Source organism: Planctobacterium marinum (assembly GCF_036322805.1).
In the GTDB taxonomy this organism is placed as follows: Bacteria; Pseudomonadota; Gammaproteobacteria; order Enterobacterales; family Alteromonadaceae; genus Planctobacterium; species Planctobacterium marinum_A.
On sequence record NZ_AP027272.1, the window covers coordinates 336,253 to 352,500 of the forward strand.

Consider the following 16,248-nt stretch of genomic DNA (forward strand, 5'->3'; position numbering starts at 1 on the left):
TTTCTAAATTTGCTAAAAATATTGAGAAAGCGCTTTCTCAAAATAAGAATTGCATGTTATAAACATAAATACAACATCCATTTAACAATAAATTTGCTGGTTGTTGTTTCAAATAAAGCATTAATCTCGGAATCAAAATATCCATGACAGAACCTACAAAAGACCTGCGACTATCGCCTCCTTCTCCACTGATGAACCGAGATTTTCTGTTCGGCGTCGCAACCTCATCATTTCAAATTGAAGGGGATAGTGAAGGGCGATTACCCTGTATTTGGGATACTTTTTGCGAGCAAGATGGGACCATTGCTGACGGTACCGATGGACACGTTGCATGTGAACATATTAAACGTTGGGAAGAAGACGTCGCTATCTTGCTGGACTTAGGTATCGATGCCTATCGTCTGTCTCTCTCCTGGCCGCGCATAATGAGCGCATCTGGGGAATTAAATCAGCAAGGCATGGATTTTTACATTCGCCTTATCGATACCCTCAATGCGCACAACATCAAGGTCTTTGTTACCCTTTATCATTGGGATCTACCCCAATACCTTGAGGACAAAGGAGGATGGTTGAACCGAGATACTGCCTATGCTTTTGAGCAGTATGTAAGAAAGGTGGCCAATTGCTTGCAGGATAAAGTGTACTCTTACGCCACCTTCAATGAACCTTTTTGCTCTTCTTATCTGGGCTATGAGATTGGGGTTCATGCTCCGGGGAAAACCGGGCGCCGTTCAGGCAGACAGTCGGCACACCATATTCTTTTGGCCCATGGCTTAGGCATGCAAGCGCTACAACAGTGTTGCCCACAAGTGCAGCGCGGCATCGTACTGAATTTTACACCTTGTTATCCAGTAACGGATGCACCTGAAGATATTCAGGCTGCCAAGCTTGCTGATGAATATATTAATCTGTGGTATCTGCAACCCTTATTAGAGGGGAAATATCCTGATGTTATGCAGTGTCTGGCTGAGGAAGACAAACCTGAAGTATTCCCCGAAGACATGCAAATCATCCAACAGCCGCTGGATTTTCTGGGCGTTAATTTCTACACCCGCTTAACCTATTCCGCACCCAATACGCCGACTGAGCTGTATACTGAACATGCGCATCGAGAGCCGAAAACCGCAATTGGTTGGGAAATATATCCTCAAGCACTGGCGCAGCTTTTCACAGATTTATCGACACGTTTCACTTTACCGCCTGTTTACATCACGGAAAATGGTGCAGCCATGGCGGATCAATTAATCGATGGACAGGTTTTGGATCTGGACAGAATTGCCTACTATCAACAACACTTGAATGCGCTGGAAGACGCCATTTCAACGGGTGTCGACATCCGCGGTTATTTTGCCTGGAGTCTCATGGATAACTTTGAATGGGCGGAGGGTTATACACAACGATTTGGCTTGATATATGTCGATTTTGCAACGCAGAAGCGCACCTTTAAAGCCAGTGCAAAAGCCTATCAAAACTTACTGCAAGCAAAAAAGGCATTGCATGATTAAAATTAGTTCGTGGTATTGGAGTCGTTAGAGCCATGTCGAAATTAAGTCTTGCTGAGAAAGTCAGTTATGGTGCCGGCGATGCTGCTGCAAATCTGGTGTGGCGTGGCGCTTTGGCTTATATGGCGGTGTTTTATACTGATACCTTCGGCCTTGCACCCGCAGCGGCAGCTATGTTGTTTTTGGTGGTGCGCTTATCTGATGGCATTACAGATATCATGATGGGGATGATTGCAGACCGTACCCAAACCCGGATGGGTAAATTTCGTCCCTGGATACTTTGGTCTGCACCGTTATTAGGGCTTTTTATGGTGCTGTGTTTTACCACGCCCCAGCTCAGTGACGGTGGAAAACTCGTCTACGCCTACGTCACCTATATTGGTTTGACGTTGGCGTATACCATGAGCAATGTTCCCTATTCCGCGCTAATGGGGGTGATGACCAGCGACCACAACGAACGCACCAGCTTATCAGGCTATCGCTTCGCCGGTGCATTTATCGGCGGCATGTTTGTTATGGGCTTTTTACCCATGTTAGTCAATGCGCTGGGAGACGGTGATAGTGCGCAAGGTTATCAATACGCCATGTTCTTTTATGCCGCCTTGCTGGTATTACTGATGTTAGTCACGGTGGTGTTTACCAAAGAAAGGGTACACAGCGAAGTACAACTGTCTGGTTCGTTGGGCACTGAGCTAAAAGACCTTGCTAAACAGCTACCTTGGTTAATTTTACCACTGTTAGCCATGACCTTGTTCTTCTATTATCGAAACCTGCCCAGCGCCGTCTTTTTTATCATGGTGTTTGCTCTGTTGTGGTGGTTAATCAAACGGTTAAAGGCATCGCCGCAAGAAAATGCCAGCCGCACACAAAGAGACTTGTTGGATTTATTGGACAATAAACCCTGGCTGATTTTACTGGGCATGGGCTTTTTAACCATGATGTTTAATGGCGTTAAATACGCCGCAGTGGCCTATTACTTTAAGTATTATGTGGGTAACGAATTACTGGCAGGGCAATACTTTATTGCGTTGCTGGTGGTTTCGGTGGCTGGTGCTTTGTTAACGCCAAAGTTTTCTGCCTTGTGGGGACGTAAAAACCTGTTTATTGGGATCTTGCTCTGTAGCAGCCTGTTAACGGGCATGATGTTCTGGCTACCAGCCGAGCAGACTTTGCTGATATTTCTCACTGGTTGTGCGGCAGAATTTTTTGCCGCCATGATGCCAACGCTGTTTTTCGCTATGTTGGGCGATGCTGCTGATTATTCTGAGTGGCGCACCGGACGCAGAGCAACGGGCCTTGTATATTCTGCAGGTACCTTTGTGCAGAAAACCGGTGGCGGCTTTGCTGGTGCTTTAGTGTTGTTGGTACTTGCCTGGTATGGTTACGATGGTTTGGATAAATCCACTGCACAAGCTGCGATACCGGCAATGTTATTACTCATGAGTTGGATCCCGGCGTTGTTTGGCGTTGCCGGAGCGGCGTTAATGTGGTTTTATCCACTAGATGAGCAAACTCAATCTCAAATCACTGACGAATTAGCACAAGCAAGGGCGGCGTAATTTACGAAAACCCTTTCCACAGGAGGATAAGTGGCGACAATATACCAGGTGGCAGAACGGGCAGGCGTGTCGTTGTCGACGGTTTCAAGAGTATTGAATGGCAGGAAAACCGTTAATGCTCAGTTGCGGGAAAAAGTTGAAAAAGCAGTACAAGAACTTAATTACCGGCCCAGCTCAGTAGCGCGTTCGCTAGCAAACAATCGCACCGACAGTATCGGTGTGCTGGTAGCAGAACTACACACCCCGTTTTTCGGTGAGATGATGCAAGCCATTGAAATGACCCTTCGGGCGCAAGATAAACATGTCATTATCAGTGTGGGACACAACGACCTGGCGAAAGAACTGGATGCCGTGGAGTTTTTAATCAGTCGCAATTGTGATGCCTTGATTTTGCACTCTGAGGCCATGTCTGATAAAGATCTGGTAAAACTGCAAAGCCGTCTCCCTATTTCTATTATCAACCGACACGTCCCTGAATTGCATGAAGCTTGTTTCTGTTTAGATAATGAAGCGGGTGGATATCGTGCTACCCGGCATCTTATTGCCAAGGGGCATCGCAACATCGCTTATATTTCCGGTCCCGCCTGTAAGGCTGATGCGATGCAGCGTTTAGCGGGTCATAAACGCGCTTTGCAAGAAGCGGGTATTGCCTTTTCTGATGCCTTTCATTTTGAAGGCCGCTTTAAAGAGGAGGATGGTATTGAAGGGCTGAAAACCTTATTGGCTCGAGATATTGAATTCACTGCATTAGTTTGTGCTAATGACTGGATGGCCTCCGGGGCCATGAGTTGTGCCCGAGATTTGGGATTGAGGCTTCCGGAAGATTTATCTATCGTTGGTTTCGATGACGTGGTGATTGCCCATCATGTATACCCTAAACTTACTTCCGTTTGTAACCCCATCTATCAAATGGGGGAGATGGCAGCAAAGTGTATTTTGAACAAGGTTTACAATCAAAAGCATCAGCTACAGCACCTATATGATGCCGAGTTAGTATTGCGCGACTCGGTAAACCTCGTCTGACCATCATATGACCGATATTCATTAATTCAAAAGTGTGAGTCTTTACTTACACTTAAAGTTTTGTTTTATCTGATTTTAAAAAAGTTTAAGTAAGTTTCAGTGTGCAGCTTTGTTGTGCTGTGCCAGATTGACAAAAGTTTAATCACTGGAACCCGAATATGAGCACCAAAATAGCTGGTTCTTTCAGCCTGTTTACCATCATTGTATTGTTTTACGGAGCTGTAGCTCTCCCGGCTTTCGCTGGAACCCACGAATTCTGGCGCAACGCCACCGTTTATTTTTTACTTACCGACAGGTTCAATAATGCCGAACCGGGCAATGACCTCAACTACCAGCGCAATGCACAGGCCGCGCTTTTACGAGGCTTTGAAGGCGGCGATATCAAGGGAGTGACCCAACAGATTGAGGCCGGCTATTTTAATCGACTCGGTGTTGATGCTATCTGGACAACGCCGCTGATTGAGCAAGTTCATGGTTATGATGAATCTGACAATCTCACCTATGCCTATCATGGTTACTGGCCAAAAGATTGGACAGCTATCGACGCCAATTTTGGTACAGAGCAAGAATTTGCAGAGATGATAGCGGCGGCCCACAAAAATGGCATTCGCATCGTGATGGATGTCATCATTAATCACACCGGACCGGAAACTAAGCAAGATACACTGTGGCCGAGTGACTGGGTCAGGACCATGCCCGTTTGTAACTGGCGTAGCTATCAACAGAATGTCTCTTGTGCTTTGGCCACATCGCTAACTGATGTGCTTACCGAATCGGAACAGGACACTCCACTACCTTCCATTCTGACAGATAAATGGAAGAAAGAAGGGCGCCTGGAACAAGAGCTGGCCGAACTGGAGGAATTTTTTTCAAGAACCGGATATCCGAAAGCACCCAAATATTACATTGTAAAATGGTTAACTGATTGGGTGAGAGAATACGGTATTGATGGTTTTCGCGTAGATACAGCAAAACACGTTGAGCCAGAGATTTGGTCTGTTCTGAAAAAAGAGAGTGAACTGGCCCTGGCTCAATGGCGTGAGCAAAATCCAGAAAGACTCGCAGGAGATTTACCATTTTATATGGTTGCTGAAGTGTTTAATTGGGGCGTTGATGGTTTTAAAAGTGCTAACCCACAAACCCATGCTTATGATTATGGCGACAAACAAGTGCAGTTTTTTGATTATGGTTTTGATGCCATGATCAATATGGGCTTTGTTGCTCATATCAGCCAGGACAGCGAAACCCTGTTTTCTCAATATGATGCGCAATTGCATCACCCATCGTTTCGCAGCAAAGGCATACTTAACTATATCGGCTCCCATGATGATCAGGACTCTTGGGATCGTGAGCGCCAACAAACATGGCAAAGCGCTTTCAAACTGATGATGGCGCCGGGTGGGGTGCAGATCTACTACGGCGACGAGTTAGCGCGTCCTATGTTGGTGCCGAAGGCCTACGGTGATGCTGCGCTCAGAGCTAACATGAATTGGCAAGACCTGACCCAACCTGAGACACAGGCGCTACTGGCTCATTGGCAAAAGCTAGGTCAATTTCGTCAGCAGTTTGTAGCGGTGGGTGCCGGGAAACATCAAATGCTGAACGATGCGCCTTATGTATTCAGCCGCCAGCTTGAAGGTTTTGATAGTGTGGTGGTGGCTGAAATGAGCGTCGGGGAAAAACAGATTGATGTTGCTAAAGTCTTTGAAGAGGGTTCGACCTTGAAGGATTATTACTCTGGAGAGGTGGTACAAGTTGTGTCGGGCAGAGTACGTTTTTCCTCCCCGTATCGCTGGGTATTAATGGCAACTGCGGATAGATAAATGAAACGGGATAAAGTACCGCTTTTATTGAGAAGATTGCAGCAGATCGCTCATATGCTCAAGCAGCACCCACAAGGATTGGGGTTGTTGGGGCTGGGCTCAACTGGTGATCAAAGTCGCATGGATGAATATTCCGATCTGGACTTTTTTGCCGTTGTTGCTGAGGATCATAAGTATGCCTTTATTGATGATTTAAGTTGGTTGGCCAATATTGCGCCGGTGGCTTATGCCTTTAGAAATACCCAGGATGGCTACAAGTTGCTCTACGGGGATGGCGTATTTTGCGAGTTTGCGGTGTTTGAAGCAAAGGAGCTACAAAGCATACCTTACCAATCCGGGCAGTTTATCTGGCGAGACGACAGTTTACCTGAATCCCTCGCAACACCTTGTCTATCCACACCTGAAATATCTCAGGATGTGCCATTTTTATTGGGGGAGCTACTGACTAATTTGTATGTGGGGCTATGTCGCTATCAACGAGGCGAAATGTGTTCTGCGCAGCGTTTTGTGCAGGTGTATGCTATGGACCGCTTAATAAGCTTATTGGATTTAACCTTGACCGAAACTGATTTACAAAAACGCGACCCGTTTTGTATCGACAGAAGGGCGGAACAGCGTCATAGACAAGTCGCCCAACACTTGAGCGGGTTTTTATCTGATGCTGCAAGGTTGCCAGAAACGGTTGTGAACATGTTGGACTTTGTAAAGCAACGGTTCCCGGTGGATTCTGCTATGGAGGCGAATATCAGGGAATTGCTGTAGTACCCCTCATGGGTTCAATGTTATTCTGACTTAATTGTTTAAGTCAGGTTCTGCGCTTCCACTGCCCCCATGATATTTAAGATCGCTCATTTCGAGCTTAATACTGATACACGTGAACTGGTAGACGGCGAGCGTAAACAGTTGATTCGCCCTAAGACCATGGCGCTGCTACTTTACCTGATGGAGCGCCAAGGTGCCTTGGTCACTAAAAGCCAGCTATTAGAGGAAGTCTGGGACGATGTGACCGTTCACGAAGGGGTGATTTTTCAGTCCATCAGAGAAATCAGAACTTTGTTTGGCGATCTTAGCGTGGTGCAAAATCATCCCAGGAAAGGCTATCAATGGCTGATCCCGGTGCAGAGACGGGAAAGCCCAGCGGCAGTAGCGAATAACTTTGATGAATCCGGTCCAGTAATCAGTAAAAAAGGCGTTGTTGCTGCACTGTTTTTTGCCGTGATAGTGGTTGTTGCCATTGCCTGGCACTTTACCCCAATGACGCCGCAAACTTTGTTGCAGTTGTCGGTGCAAAACCGCATCGACAGAAATGACCTGGACCTCTTGCAACAAGAAAAAATTGCAGCGTTTGCGGCGAATCTCCAGCAATCCCTTACAGACATAGAAGTCAGCACGGCGAACCTTGAACCGCCACCAATCGACTCCGTAAGCACTAATGCAAAAAACTGGGCTCTGGATATCAAGCTTTATGGCGATATTTACGATTTTAAACTGGTTTATTCCCTCAAAAACCATGAACTCACTATCAGCAACGCCATTTTAAGTTATTCCCTTGAGGATGCATTTGCGGCTTTAAATGATCAGGTTACACATATAGTTCAAGGTCATATCAATAAGCAACAACAGCAATGGTCTGAATTTGTAGAAGTGGTCACTGCTTTTGAGACAGACTGGGAAATGGCGCTACCGAAGTTAAAACAATTTGTTTCCCGGTTTCCCGATAACATTGAAGCGCAATTGATGTTGTCTCGGTTGCTGTTATGGCAATCTCAACAAGAAACAGCATTGCATTACTGTGAGCAAGCACTTAGTAACCCGAAACTGACTTCCTCACAGCAGGCGAGATTTCAGCTATTGAAAGCTCAAGCGCTTTATCCCGGCTCAGCACCAAACGCGTTACTGGCGATAAAGCAAGGATTGACGTTAGCGGTTGAAAAAGATGCCTGGCTGGTAAGGGCTGAGTTAGAAGAGCTACAAGGCGACATGTTGCGACAACAGGGTGATGTTGTTGTGGCGCTGCGCAGTTACCTCAAGGCGCAATCTATATATGATGAGATCAACTTGCCAGTTAATGCCGCGGGATTGAAGCTAAAGCTCAGTGGTTTACATCTGGACATGGGGCAACTGGCGATGGCGCAGCGCTTTTACCAACAGGCCCGTCAGGAAATTCAATCCCGTGAAATGTCGTTTCTTTATGGCCAGCTGGAGGAGTATGCACGATTGATTGAACCACAAATTCAGGGATTGCAAAACTGACATGTGCCCGGGTCAGCTGGCTCATCGAACCTTTCAGCAATTTCTTCATGTTGGCATCGTTCACACACTTTTATGGTGGCTTTGATTTGTTCCGTGGGCAAATGACACCAACTGCATAAACGGCCCTTTTGGGCTTCTTTCACCACAAAATCCAGTGCCTGACATTCAGGGCAATGGGACTGCAAGCGAGTAGCCAGGTCCTGCGCCGCTTTGGCAATCATGATTTGTCGTTCCGGACAATGCATGGCCCGAAGATCTGGCTGTAATGTGATTGGAAAACTAAGCTCATTTGAGTCAGCCATGGTGAGCAACTGCTCAGCAAATAGCCTTTTGTGAATTTTTTCGGGTGTGTGCCAAAGCCAGGCTTGCTGAGGGAAGTTTTTAAGCTGTGCAGCTAAATCGCGCGGGGCTTGCGCTTTTAGATTATTGATTTTGCAGGGCCCATTGGCCAAAGCATAAACGGCAACCCCTTGCTCATTGTCGTAAAAGCAGAGTATTTCTTCGTTCCAATTCATAAAACCGGGCATGGGGCCACCGCCAAAGCTACCTTCACTGCCCAGCCCATAACGGTTGCCGCTTAGTTCACATGCTTTTATTGCCTTGACCAGGGCCGCTTCTTTGGGGGTTAACTTGCGTTCTATTTCGCCTGAAAAGGTGCCCAAGCTGTCTGTGTTAAATTCTGAATTTTCCACCAGTGAATAGCCAAGCGGCTCCAGTTCGGGGGCGATATGCGCCCCTTTCTGATGCTTGCTACACAGCACGATGTCTGGCATTAAAAATAACCTTCCAGCTTCTTTTTCTCCATGGAGCCAGACTGGTCTTTATCCAGTAGGCGTCCCTGACGTTCACTGCTGGTGGATAATAGCATTTCCTGGATAATCATGGGCAACGTAGTGGCGTCGCTTTCAATGGCACCGGTTTGTGGGTAACAACCCAACGTTCTGAAGCGTATCCAGCGCGGCTTCAGAGTTTGTTTTTCCTCTTCTGTTAAAAACGGCAGCATGCGTTCGTCATCCAGTGCCAGGATAGTACCACTGTCTTTGTCCAACCAGCTCATGCGTTCGGAAGCAAAATACAGGGGAACCAGGTCAATGTTTTGCTGATAAATGTATTGCCAGATATCCAATTCAGTCCAGTTGGACAAGGGGAATACCCGGATGTTTTCGCCGCCAGAGATCTCTGCATTGTAGTTCTGCCACAACTCAGGACGTTGGTTTTTCGGATCCCAGCGATGTTCTTTGGTGCGCAAAGAAAAGCAGCGCTCTTTAGCTCGCGATTTCTCCTCATCTCTGCGCGCTCCGCCCAGCGCAGCATCAAACTTATGCTTATCAAGCGCCTGCTTTAAGGCCTGGGTTTTCATTTGGTCGTTATAAATCACAGAGCCGGAGCGAATAGGATGAACTCCCATATCCAGCGCTTCCTGGTTGGTATAGACCTCAAGATTCAAGTCCAGTTTGTCCACCAGCTTATCGCGAAATTGCGCCATCTCGGCAAATTCCCAGGTGGTATCCACGTGCAACAGGGTAAAAGGTACTTTACCGGGGAAAAAGGCTTTTCTCGCCAGGTGCAGCATCACCGTGGAGTCTTTCCCGATAGAATACATCATGCAGGGATTATCAAATGCTGCCGCGGCTTCACGGATAATGTGGATGCTCTCTGCTTCCAGTTGTTGTAAATGGCTTAACGTTTTCATTAATGACCTTCTTCCTGTGTGATCCAATCGCCTTTATACAGTCGATGTATTTGTTTGGTTTCCTGCCAGCTAAACAAATATAACCAGTCGTTATCTATCAGCTGCTTGATGTGTGAGTGTTTGTTAACAATGCCTTCTATCGCTTCTTGCGGTGCCGCGATATAGACGCTTAGACGCTGTGGCGTATGCATCCAGCGCTTGCCATCGTGTAGTGATTGCATCGATAGTCCGATGCGCAAATCACCACCATTGCCTTCAAATACGCCAATGTTGCCCGCTACTGCGTTGTGCAGCACCTTGTTACCGCAACCCCATTTCAGGTTGTCGGTTACTGAGGCGTTGTATTGCATGTTGATCCAGTTAGTCACCACCATAGGCGCGGTAATTAAAAGTTCCAGTACTGAATAATCAGAATCGTTTTGCCAGTCATAATCATGCAAGAATACCTTGCCTTTTAAATTGAGGGCTTTGGTGCGCTGTCTGGGGGCAATAATAAAACTGTGATTGCCCGCCAGTCCCCATTCGGGACGCACTTGCGACCAATCGTAACTGCGTTTTCGATAGGCTTTTTGACGCTTTTCTGGTGTCAGTTTGGCCAGCTTTTCGTCCACATCAGCGGTTCGCTCCAGTTGCGCGATTTGTGTGGCATTGCGCAACCACTGTCGCTGCTGTTCACTCAGTTCATCGTCGAAGCAGCTTATTTCATCTGTGGTGGTATTGTGTAGTGCTGCAACAAAATGGGTTGTATCAGGTATTGTAATGCCTAATTTTTTCAATTCGACGCGTACCGCTTCATTGTTCAAAAGCTGGGTGAGAATACGCACGTTTACCTCACCTGATTGGCCGCCACAGGCACCACAATCCAGGCCTGCAGCATGGAGGTTATTGGTAGTACAACTGGCGTGACCGACTAACAGAACCTGTTCTGCGTAGTTCTGAATGCCCAGTGCGCCGAGGATCCCTTTAGCCAATTCGGCACAGTCTTGAATGGAGAGTGTTTCACCGTCGCGACTGAGTTGCCACTGTGATTCGTGACTTAAACTGCTCACCGGGTTTTCCTGCTTTCCGGGAAACCACATATTTTTCAGTAGTTTAAAGCCATACCACCAACCCGCTGATTCCACCAAAGAAAAAGAGCCGGTTGGGCTATAACTCCAGCGCAACCAGTTGGCTTGGTTCTTAATCGGGCGCAGGCGAGTGACATTACCAGTGCGCTCTGAAACATCTATTTGTGGGGCCAATAAGCCGGGAAGTTGCGGCCGCTGTAGCTTAGTGCCTGTAGGCGCATAGGCCACGGGCATACCGAAAAAACCGGCAAAGCCACGGGTTTCAATACCGTTATCCTGTTGCTCCAGGGCGCGGCGGATGATTTCTGAGCGCACATCAATACAAAATACCGCTTGCAGCGTGGGCTTTGGCTCCGGCGCATCGCTGGTGGTTCGCAACTGCTTTTGTAACTGTTGTTGTTGGGTCAACTCATGGGCGGTATGCCAAACCCATAGTGCTTTTTGATGGCGATGATGCTCTTGAAACCTGGCGCCAATACTTTGTTGTTCTTGCTGCCATTTTTCAGCTACAGCAGTTTGTACGCCAGAGCTGATATGCTTTAAGTGACGCCAGATTATAAGCTCCCAAGCCAGTCTCACTGCCAGCAAAGGCATCATGTCGTCACTTGTATTCTGCCAGCGACGATAGGCCACATAAGCCGCCCAGCCATTGATATCCAATAACAGGGCATACAGATAGTCTTCCTGTATTGATTCTTGCACCTCCAACTCAGCCATGGCGATTTCAAATAATGCCTCAGGTGATTCGGGCAAGGTGCTAATGGACTGTGCCAGTTTGGTTTCTCCCATCAAAACGCCAATACCATTGTCTTTGATGATGTTGTTACGCCAACTTTTGTAAAAGCAATGCTGGCTATTTTCACCCTCAATGCGTTCAAGGATGGCATTAGATTGATAGAACGCCGCGCAAAATTGGCTGATTTGCTGGATAATTTCGTCATGCCAGGATACCTGATGCTCCGTTCGAAATTGGTCCACCAGTCCAGATAAGTTTTTCCAGCTCGCAGGGGCGACACTTTCTGTTGTCAGCTTCAGTGCAGGCAGCCCTTGTTGATAGTCGTGAATCAGGGCCGCTTGCTGCAAGGCGTTATCACTGATCTTGCCCTGTTGATAAGCCTCTATCCAGAAAGACTTGGGCATTAGGGACTGAACACCAGCTAATGCCGCGAGGCGTATGGCAACATCAGAAAATGAGTCTTGCTTGAGCTCCCAATAGGGATTTACCGCAATGAGCTTGTCCAAAGGCCAATTGGGTGCAATACGCGTGCACACATCAGCCACACAGTCGTGAATGGACGGTGAAGCTGGCTGTTGCAGGTGAGATTGAGCCGTATTCATAAATCCTCCGATAACTATTGAGATTGCTTAAGCGGCAAGGTTGATTTGGCTACTGGCCAAAAACGCAACGTGGAGCGAGTAAACCATTCGTCCAGATACAGTCCGGCAAATAACGCTGCGGATAGTCTTTGTACCCAAGGTTTATGATGGGCAAAGCGCAGGTGCAAACCAAACACAAACATGTTGATAAATACCAGGCAGGCGAACACATCCTCGGCGCTTAAAAATGTGATACCTTGGCCATCAAAAAACTGCCCGAAACTGGTCTTGAGCAACACATAACAGCCTGTGAGTACCACGGCAGCAATGACAGCTGTAGACTTTTGCGCACTGGTGGCCATAAGGATGGTAATACCCATCCACAGCAGAACCCAAGGGGCGATGGGGCCTTGCTCGTGGAACAGAGTGAATGCCCCGGCGATTACCGCCAGGCTGAAAGCGCCAGCAGGTAGCCAATAGCGGGCCGGAGCACGTAATTTGCCGCTCAGTTCCTGTTGTAACTGTTCGTTAACGGCATTGCCTGAATTCAGGAAGGCAAAGGCTTTATAAAGGGAATGCGCTACCAGGTGTAATAACGCCAGCGAATACAAACCCAAGGCGCACTCTATTAGCATCAATCCCATTTGTGCGGAAGTCGACCAGGCAAGGCGCACTTTGACACTGACCCGGGTTAATAAGATAAGGGAAGCCAGCAGGGTACTTATTCCAGCAATAACCAGTAATGTCCAGCGACCATAAGCCGAAAACTCAATTAGCGGACTGAACAAAATCAACAGATAACCACCAAGGTTAATAATACCCGCGTGCAGCAGAGCACTTACTGGGGTAGGGGCTTCGACGACTTTAATCAACCAACCGTGCACGGGGAGTTGGGCACACTTTATCAGCGCCGCAAGAGCAATCAAGACGGCGGCAGTGTGCTCTAAATATGCGCTACCTGTGCCAATGTTCGTTAATAGCTCATCGATGAATAAAGTTTGATGAGCCATGTAGAGCAGTGCAAACGCACCCAATAAACACAACTCAGCCAGGCGTGCCAAGATAAACTTTTTGTGAGCCGCAAGAATGGCTCGAGGACGCTCAGGATAAAGGGTTAAAAGCTTGTGCAGGCATAAGCTGATTGCCACCCAGCTCAGCAAGAAAATGACCAGATGGTTAGTGAGTAGTGTTACCGAAACAGCGGTCAGGGTTAGCATCATCCAGCGGAAAAACCGCGGGTAGCATGCTTCCGCAGATAAATAATTGTGAGAGAAGCGCAGGATGATCATGGCGATGAACATCACCAAGGGCAATATAATGCTGTTAACAGTAGTAAACTTGAAAAGCGCGCCGTGACTGGCGCTAATCACATTGCCATTGAGCAATACTGAAGCGCTGCTGATGAGCAATAAGGCTAAACCTGAAGTCCAGAGTGTCACTCTATAAATTGTGCTCCTGCTGTTGCTTGTCTTCGCCCGACCTCCTAACCAACCCATCATTGCCCATACACCGGGCAAGAATAAAAACGAACCTGCTAGCCACCAACTTTGCATAACCACCTCTTGCGAATGCTTTAAGTGGCGGCAGTTTGCCAAAACAAAAATATTAAATAAAATAGATATAATTTAATTATATGTTCGCCAAAAGAGAACGATATGTCTAAGCGACTGAATTACCACCATTTGTATTATTTCTGGCAGGTAGCCAAGAACGGCAAATTAACCGATGTCGCCAAGGAATTACACGTTTCTCAATCTGCCTTGTCGGCACAAATCAAACAACTGGAACATCAGATGGACACGCTATTGTTTTTACGAGACGGTCGTAGATTATCACTAACCGACACCGGCAAGCGGGTATTTGGCTATGCTCAGGATATCTTTGCCAAAGGTAAAGAACTGGAGCTGCTGCTCAGTCAAGGGATTGAATCCGACAATCATCTCTCTATTGGGGTGATGACAAACCTCTCTCGAAATTTTGTCGAGGCATTTATCAAACCTCTAATGAGTAACAAAGACGTGAGCTTCTCTTTGCATACCCGAGGTTTGGCTAATTTGCTCAAAGGCTTAAACAAGCGCGATTTTGATATTGTGCTTACCAATTGCTCTATTGCTGAACAGCAGCCTGAACAAAATTTACAACAGCATTTGGTGGCGCAACAACCTGTGGCTATTATCGGACACCCAGATATCAAGCCTGTGAGTGATTTCCCCATAGGCTATGAGGATGTTCACTGGTTGCTACCTAACAAGGGCACCGCCATTCGCTCTGCGTTTGAATTTTTCTGTATGCGCAATAATTACAAACCCAAAATTATGGCGGAAGTGGATGACATGGCCATGTTGCGACTGTTAACCCGCGATACTGATGCCTGCGCGGTAATGCCGCCAGTTGTTGTAAAGGATGAAATTAACAATCAGTTATTGTCGGTTTATCAGGAAATTCCTGAGGCATTTGAGCCTTTTTATGCCACTACCATCGACCAGGCGGCGTTCCCCAAAATATTCGGAGAACTGATGAACTTTGAATTTTAACCAGATATAAAACTGCCATGAAATCCCAGCGGCAAATGGCGCTTCATAGTGGCTGTTACTATGGGACCTGCGCTGATGGCATTGTGCAAAAACAGGTTTAATCCGGTTTGCTGTTTGCGCATATCCAAAAAGGTTTGAATGACATATTTGTCCTTCTGGTTTTTACCCGAAATCAGTAAGGGCTCTTCCGCCACCACATATTCAGGGTAATCAAAGTGTTCTTCGTAACCAGTATCCGGATTGTATGTGGTCAGGGCATCATTGCGCACACCGGTTTTTTGTCGCACCCCTACGCCTGTTAATGATGTTCCGTGGGAATAGCCTTGTTCGTCAAAAGAAGGAAATTCCATGACGACATCAGAAGTGAATTGCTTAATCTTTTTGCTATTTAGATTGGCAATTATGGTGCTGACTTTGGCCTGTTTATCCAGGCTGCGATGCTGGTTATTAATGCGCTGAGTTTTATTGCTCTGCATCAAACTGGCATCTTGATACCAGCAGAGGTTTACGCCAATTTCGTGCTTATGCTGCCAGGCGTTACCAAAATGAAAGACAAAACCGGCGGGCAATTCAAACCAATGCTGCTTTGCCAGGTCGGCTTTTTCCAGGATCAATAAACGCGAAGCTTGCTCTGGACGCCAGGCAAATTTGTCCACATAGGTTTGGCCTTGTCCGTGCTCATATTGATAGGGCGGTAACAAAAAAATCAGATGCTGTTCGGTTTGGGCAAAGTCGTGAATGTATCCCGCCATTGGCAAGGTAACAGGTTGCACTTTTTGGATGCCATTTTCCTGCGAGAGCAAGTAAACAAACAACATACCGTTTTTACCCGCATATGGAGCAAATCCAAAGTTCCACAACAGGCCATCTTTCTCAGGTAGCGGATGAGCTGAAAAGGGCATGTGGATCATATCTTCCCGCCAATCCATCCGGCCCAGGGTTTCTAAGGTATCGGGGTCCAGTCGGTAAGCCGAGCCACCTTCCCACAAGGCTAGTAACTCGTCATTCCATGGCTGCACCGCGATATTGGCCTGGTTGGTGGTGTCATTGTTTCTAACGGGCAGGGTATTGTCTAAGTGGGTACCCGCGTGTTGATACAAGAATCGCTGCGCGGCTTCTTCCCGCAGGAAGCGTTCAGTTTGTACCATTTTCCCTTGGTGAATAATGCCATCCTGGTTGAGCACAAACTGTTGCACCATGCCATCGCCATCAAACCAATGCTCAGTTTGCATGCCGCCTCTTTCAGATAACGCCGGTCCATTGCGAAACAAGACGCCTCGCAAATCTTCAGGCAGCTTGCCTTCTAATGACATGGCCAAGGGGTCGAATTGGGTTTGACGAACCGATTGAAAACCCAGAGACCAATCAATGTCGGTGTTGCTAAAAGCCGTGGCTGATTTTGCCAGCACTCCAGGCATAGCGGATAGCGCCCCCAGCGCGCCTAATGATTGTAGAAAATGACGTCGTTGCATAGCTA

General features: G+C 47.2%; 12 protein-coding genes. 7 read left to right on the top strand and 5 right to left on the bottom strand.

Features of this window, described 5'->3' with window-relative positions; all coding sequences use genetic code 11:
* The first annotated feature begins 143 nt into the window (after positions 1-143).
* The 6 genes from AABA75_RS01505 to AABA75_RS01530 all read left to right on the top strand — a co-directional run bounded on the left by AABA75_RS01505 (position 144) and on the right by AABA75_RS01530 (position 8,160).
* On the top strand, positions 144-1,505 hold the full coding sequence (locus tag AABA75_RS01505) for a GH1 family beta-glucosidase (RefSeq protein WP_338290614.1): 1,362 nt from the start codon (positions 144-146) through the stop codon (positions 1,503-1,505).
* 32 nt (positions 1,506-1,537) lie between these two features.
* Positions 1,538-3,061, top strand: a complete 1,524-nt coding sequence (locus AABA75_RS01510) for an MFS transporter (RefSeq protein WP_338290617.1) — start codon at positions 1,538-1,540, stop codon at positions 3,059-3,061.
* Positions 3,062-3,091: 30 nt separating this feature from the next.
* Positions 3,092-4,084: a LacI family DNA-binding transcriptional regulator gene (locus AABA75_RS01515; RefSeq protein WP_338290618.1), complete on the top strand. Its 993-nt coding sequence runs from the start codon at positions 3,092-3,094 to the stop codon at positions 4,082-4,084.
* A gap of 158 nt (positions 4,085-4,242) precedes the next feature.
* The gene (locus tag AABA75_RS01520) at positions 4,243-5,907 is read left to right on the top strand and encodes an alpha-amylase family glycosyl hydrolase (protein ID WP_338290620.1); all 1,665 of its coding nucleotides are present in this window, start codon (positions 4,243-4,245) and stop codon (positions 5,905-5,907) included.
* A complete protein-coding gene (locus AABA75_RS01525; RefSeq protein ID WP_338290621.1) occupies positions 5,908-6,669 on the top strand; it encodes a hypothetical protein in 762 nt (253 codons plus the stop codon).
* Positions 6,670-6,738: 69 nt separating this feature from the next.
* Entirely contained in the window at positions 6,739-8,160 is a 1,422-nt protein-coding gene (locus AABA75_RS01530) for a winged helix-turn-helix domain-containing protein (RefSeq protein ID WP_338290623.1), read from the top strand.
* Here AABA75_RS01530 and AABA75_RS01535 read toward each other — a convergent pair.
* The 4 genes from AABA75_RS01535 to AABA75_RS01550 are packed head-to-tail and all read right to left on the bottom strand — an operon-like array spanning position 8,142 to position 13,790.
* On the bottom strand, positions 8,142-8,933 hold the full coding sequence (locus AABA75_RS01535; RefSeq protein WP_338290624.1) for a DUF6671 family protein: 792 nt from the start codon (positions 8,931-8,933) through the stop codon (positions 8,142-8,144). The two genes, AABA75_RS01530 and AABA75_RS01535, sit on opposite strands and share 19 nt — an antisense overlap.
* Complete coding sequence (gene cysD, locus AABA75_RS01540; RefSeq protein WP_338290625.1) at positions 8,933-9,853, bottom strand: sulfate adenylyltransferase subunit CysD; 921 nt, start codon at positions 9,851-9,853, stop codon at positions 8,933-8,935. The genes AABA75_RS01535 and cysD overlap by 1 nt, the downstream gene beginning before the upstream one ends.
* Positions 9,853-12,258: a YbcC family protein gene (locus tag AABA75_RS01545; RefSeq protein WP_338290627.1), complete on the bottom strand. Its 2,406-nt coding sequence runs from the start codon at positions 12,256-12,258 to the stop codon at positions 9,853-9,855. Before AABA75_RS01545 ends, cysD begins: the two co-directional genes overlap by 1 nt.
* A gap of 14 nt (positions 12,259-12,272) precedes the next feature.
* Positions 12,273-13,790, bottom strand: coding sequence for an NADH-quinone oxidoreductase subunit L (locus tag AABA75_RS01550; RefSeq protein ID WP_338290628.1), 1,518 nt, complete (start codon positions 13,788-13,790; stop codon positions 12,273-12,275).
* Between the two features lie 102 nt (positions 13,791-13,892).
* Between AABA75_RS01550 and AABA75_RS01555 the strand changes: the two genes are divergently transcribed.
* Positions 13,893-14,771: a LysR family transcriptional regulator gene (locus tag AABA75_RS01555; RefSeq protein ID WP_338290629.1), complete on the top strand. Its 879-nt coding sequence runs from the start codon at positions 13,893-13,895 to the stop codon at positions 14,769-14,771.
* Here the strand turns inward: AABA75_RS01555 and AABA75_RS01560 are convergent.
* Positions 14,768-16,243 (bottom strand): carotenoid oxygenase family protein, encoded by a 1,476-nt coding sequence (locus AABA75_RS01560; protein ID WP_338290631.1) that lies wholly within the window; start codon positions 16,241-16,243, stop codon positions 14,768-14,770. The genes AABA75_RS01555 and AABA75_RS01560 overlap by 4 nt on opposite strands.
* Positions 16,244-16,248 lie beyond the last annotated feature (5 nt).

Excerpts from the sequence above, each read along its gene's own strand:
- AABA75_RS01510 (WP_338290617.1), top strand. The coding sequence starts at position 1,538 with ATGTCGAAATTAAGTCTTGCTGAGAAAGTCAGTTATGGTGCCGGCGAT.
- AABA75_RS01550 (WP_338290628.1), bottom strand. The coding sequence starts at position 13,790 with ATGCAAAGTTGGTGGCTAGCAGGTTCGTTTTTATTCTTGCCCGGTGTA.
- AABA75_RS01545 (WP_338290627.1), bottom strand. The coding sequence starts at position 12,258 with ATGAATACGGCTCAATCTCACCTGCAACAGCCAGCTTCACCGTCCATT.
- AABA75_RS01520 (WP_338290620.1), top strand. The coding sequence starts at position 4,243 with ATGAGCACCAAAATAGCTGGTTCTTTCAGCCTGTTTACCATCATTGTA.
- cysD (WP_338290625.1), bottom strand. The coding sequence starts at position 9,853 with ATGAAAACGTTAAGCCATTTACAACAACTGGAAGCAGAGAGCATCCAC.
- AABA75_RS01560 (WP_338290631.1), bottom strand. The coding sequence starts at position 16,243 with ATGCAACGACGTCATTTTCTACAATCATTAGGCGCGCTGGGGGCGCTA.
- AABA75_RS01525 (WP_338290621.1), top strand. The coding sequence starts at position 5,908 with ATGAAACGGGATAAAGTACCGCTTTTATTGAGAAGATTGCAGCAGATC.
- AABA75_RS01555 (WP_338290629.1), top strand. The coding sequence starts at position 13,893 with ATGTCTAAGCGACTGAATTACCACCATTTGTATTATTTCTGGCAGGTA.
- AABA75_RS01535 (WP_338290624.1), bottom strand. The coding sequence starts at position 8,933 with ATGCCAGACATCGTGCTGTGTAGCAAGCATCAGAAAGGGGCGCATATC.
- AABA75_RS01505 (WP_338290614.1), top strand. The coding sequence starts at position 144 with ATGACAGAACCTACAAAAGACCTGCGACTATCGCCTCCTTCTCCACTG.
- AABA75_RS01530 (WP_338290623.1), top strand. The coding sequence starts at position 6,739 with ATGATATTTAAGATCGCTCATTTCGAGCTTAATACTGATACACGTGAA.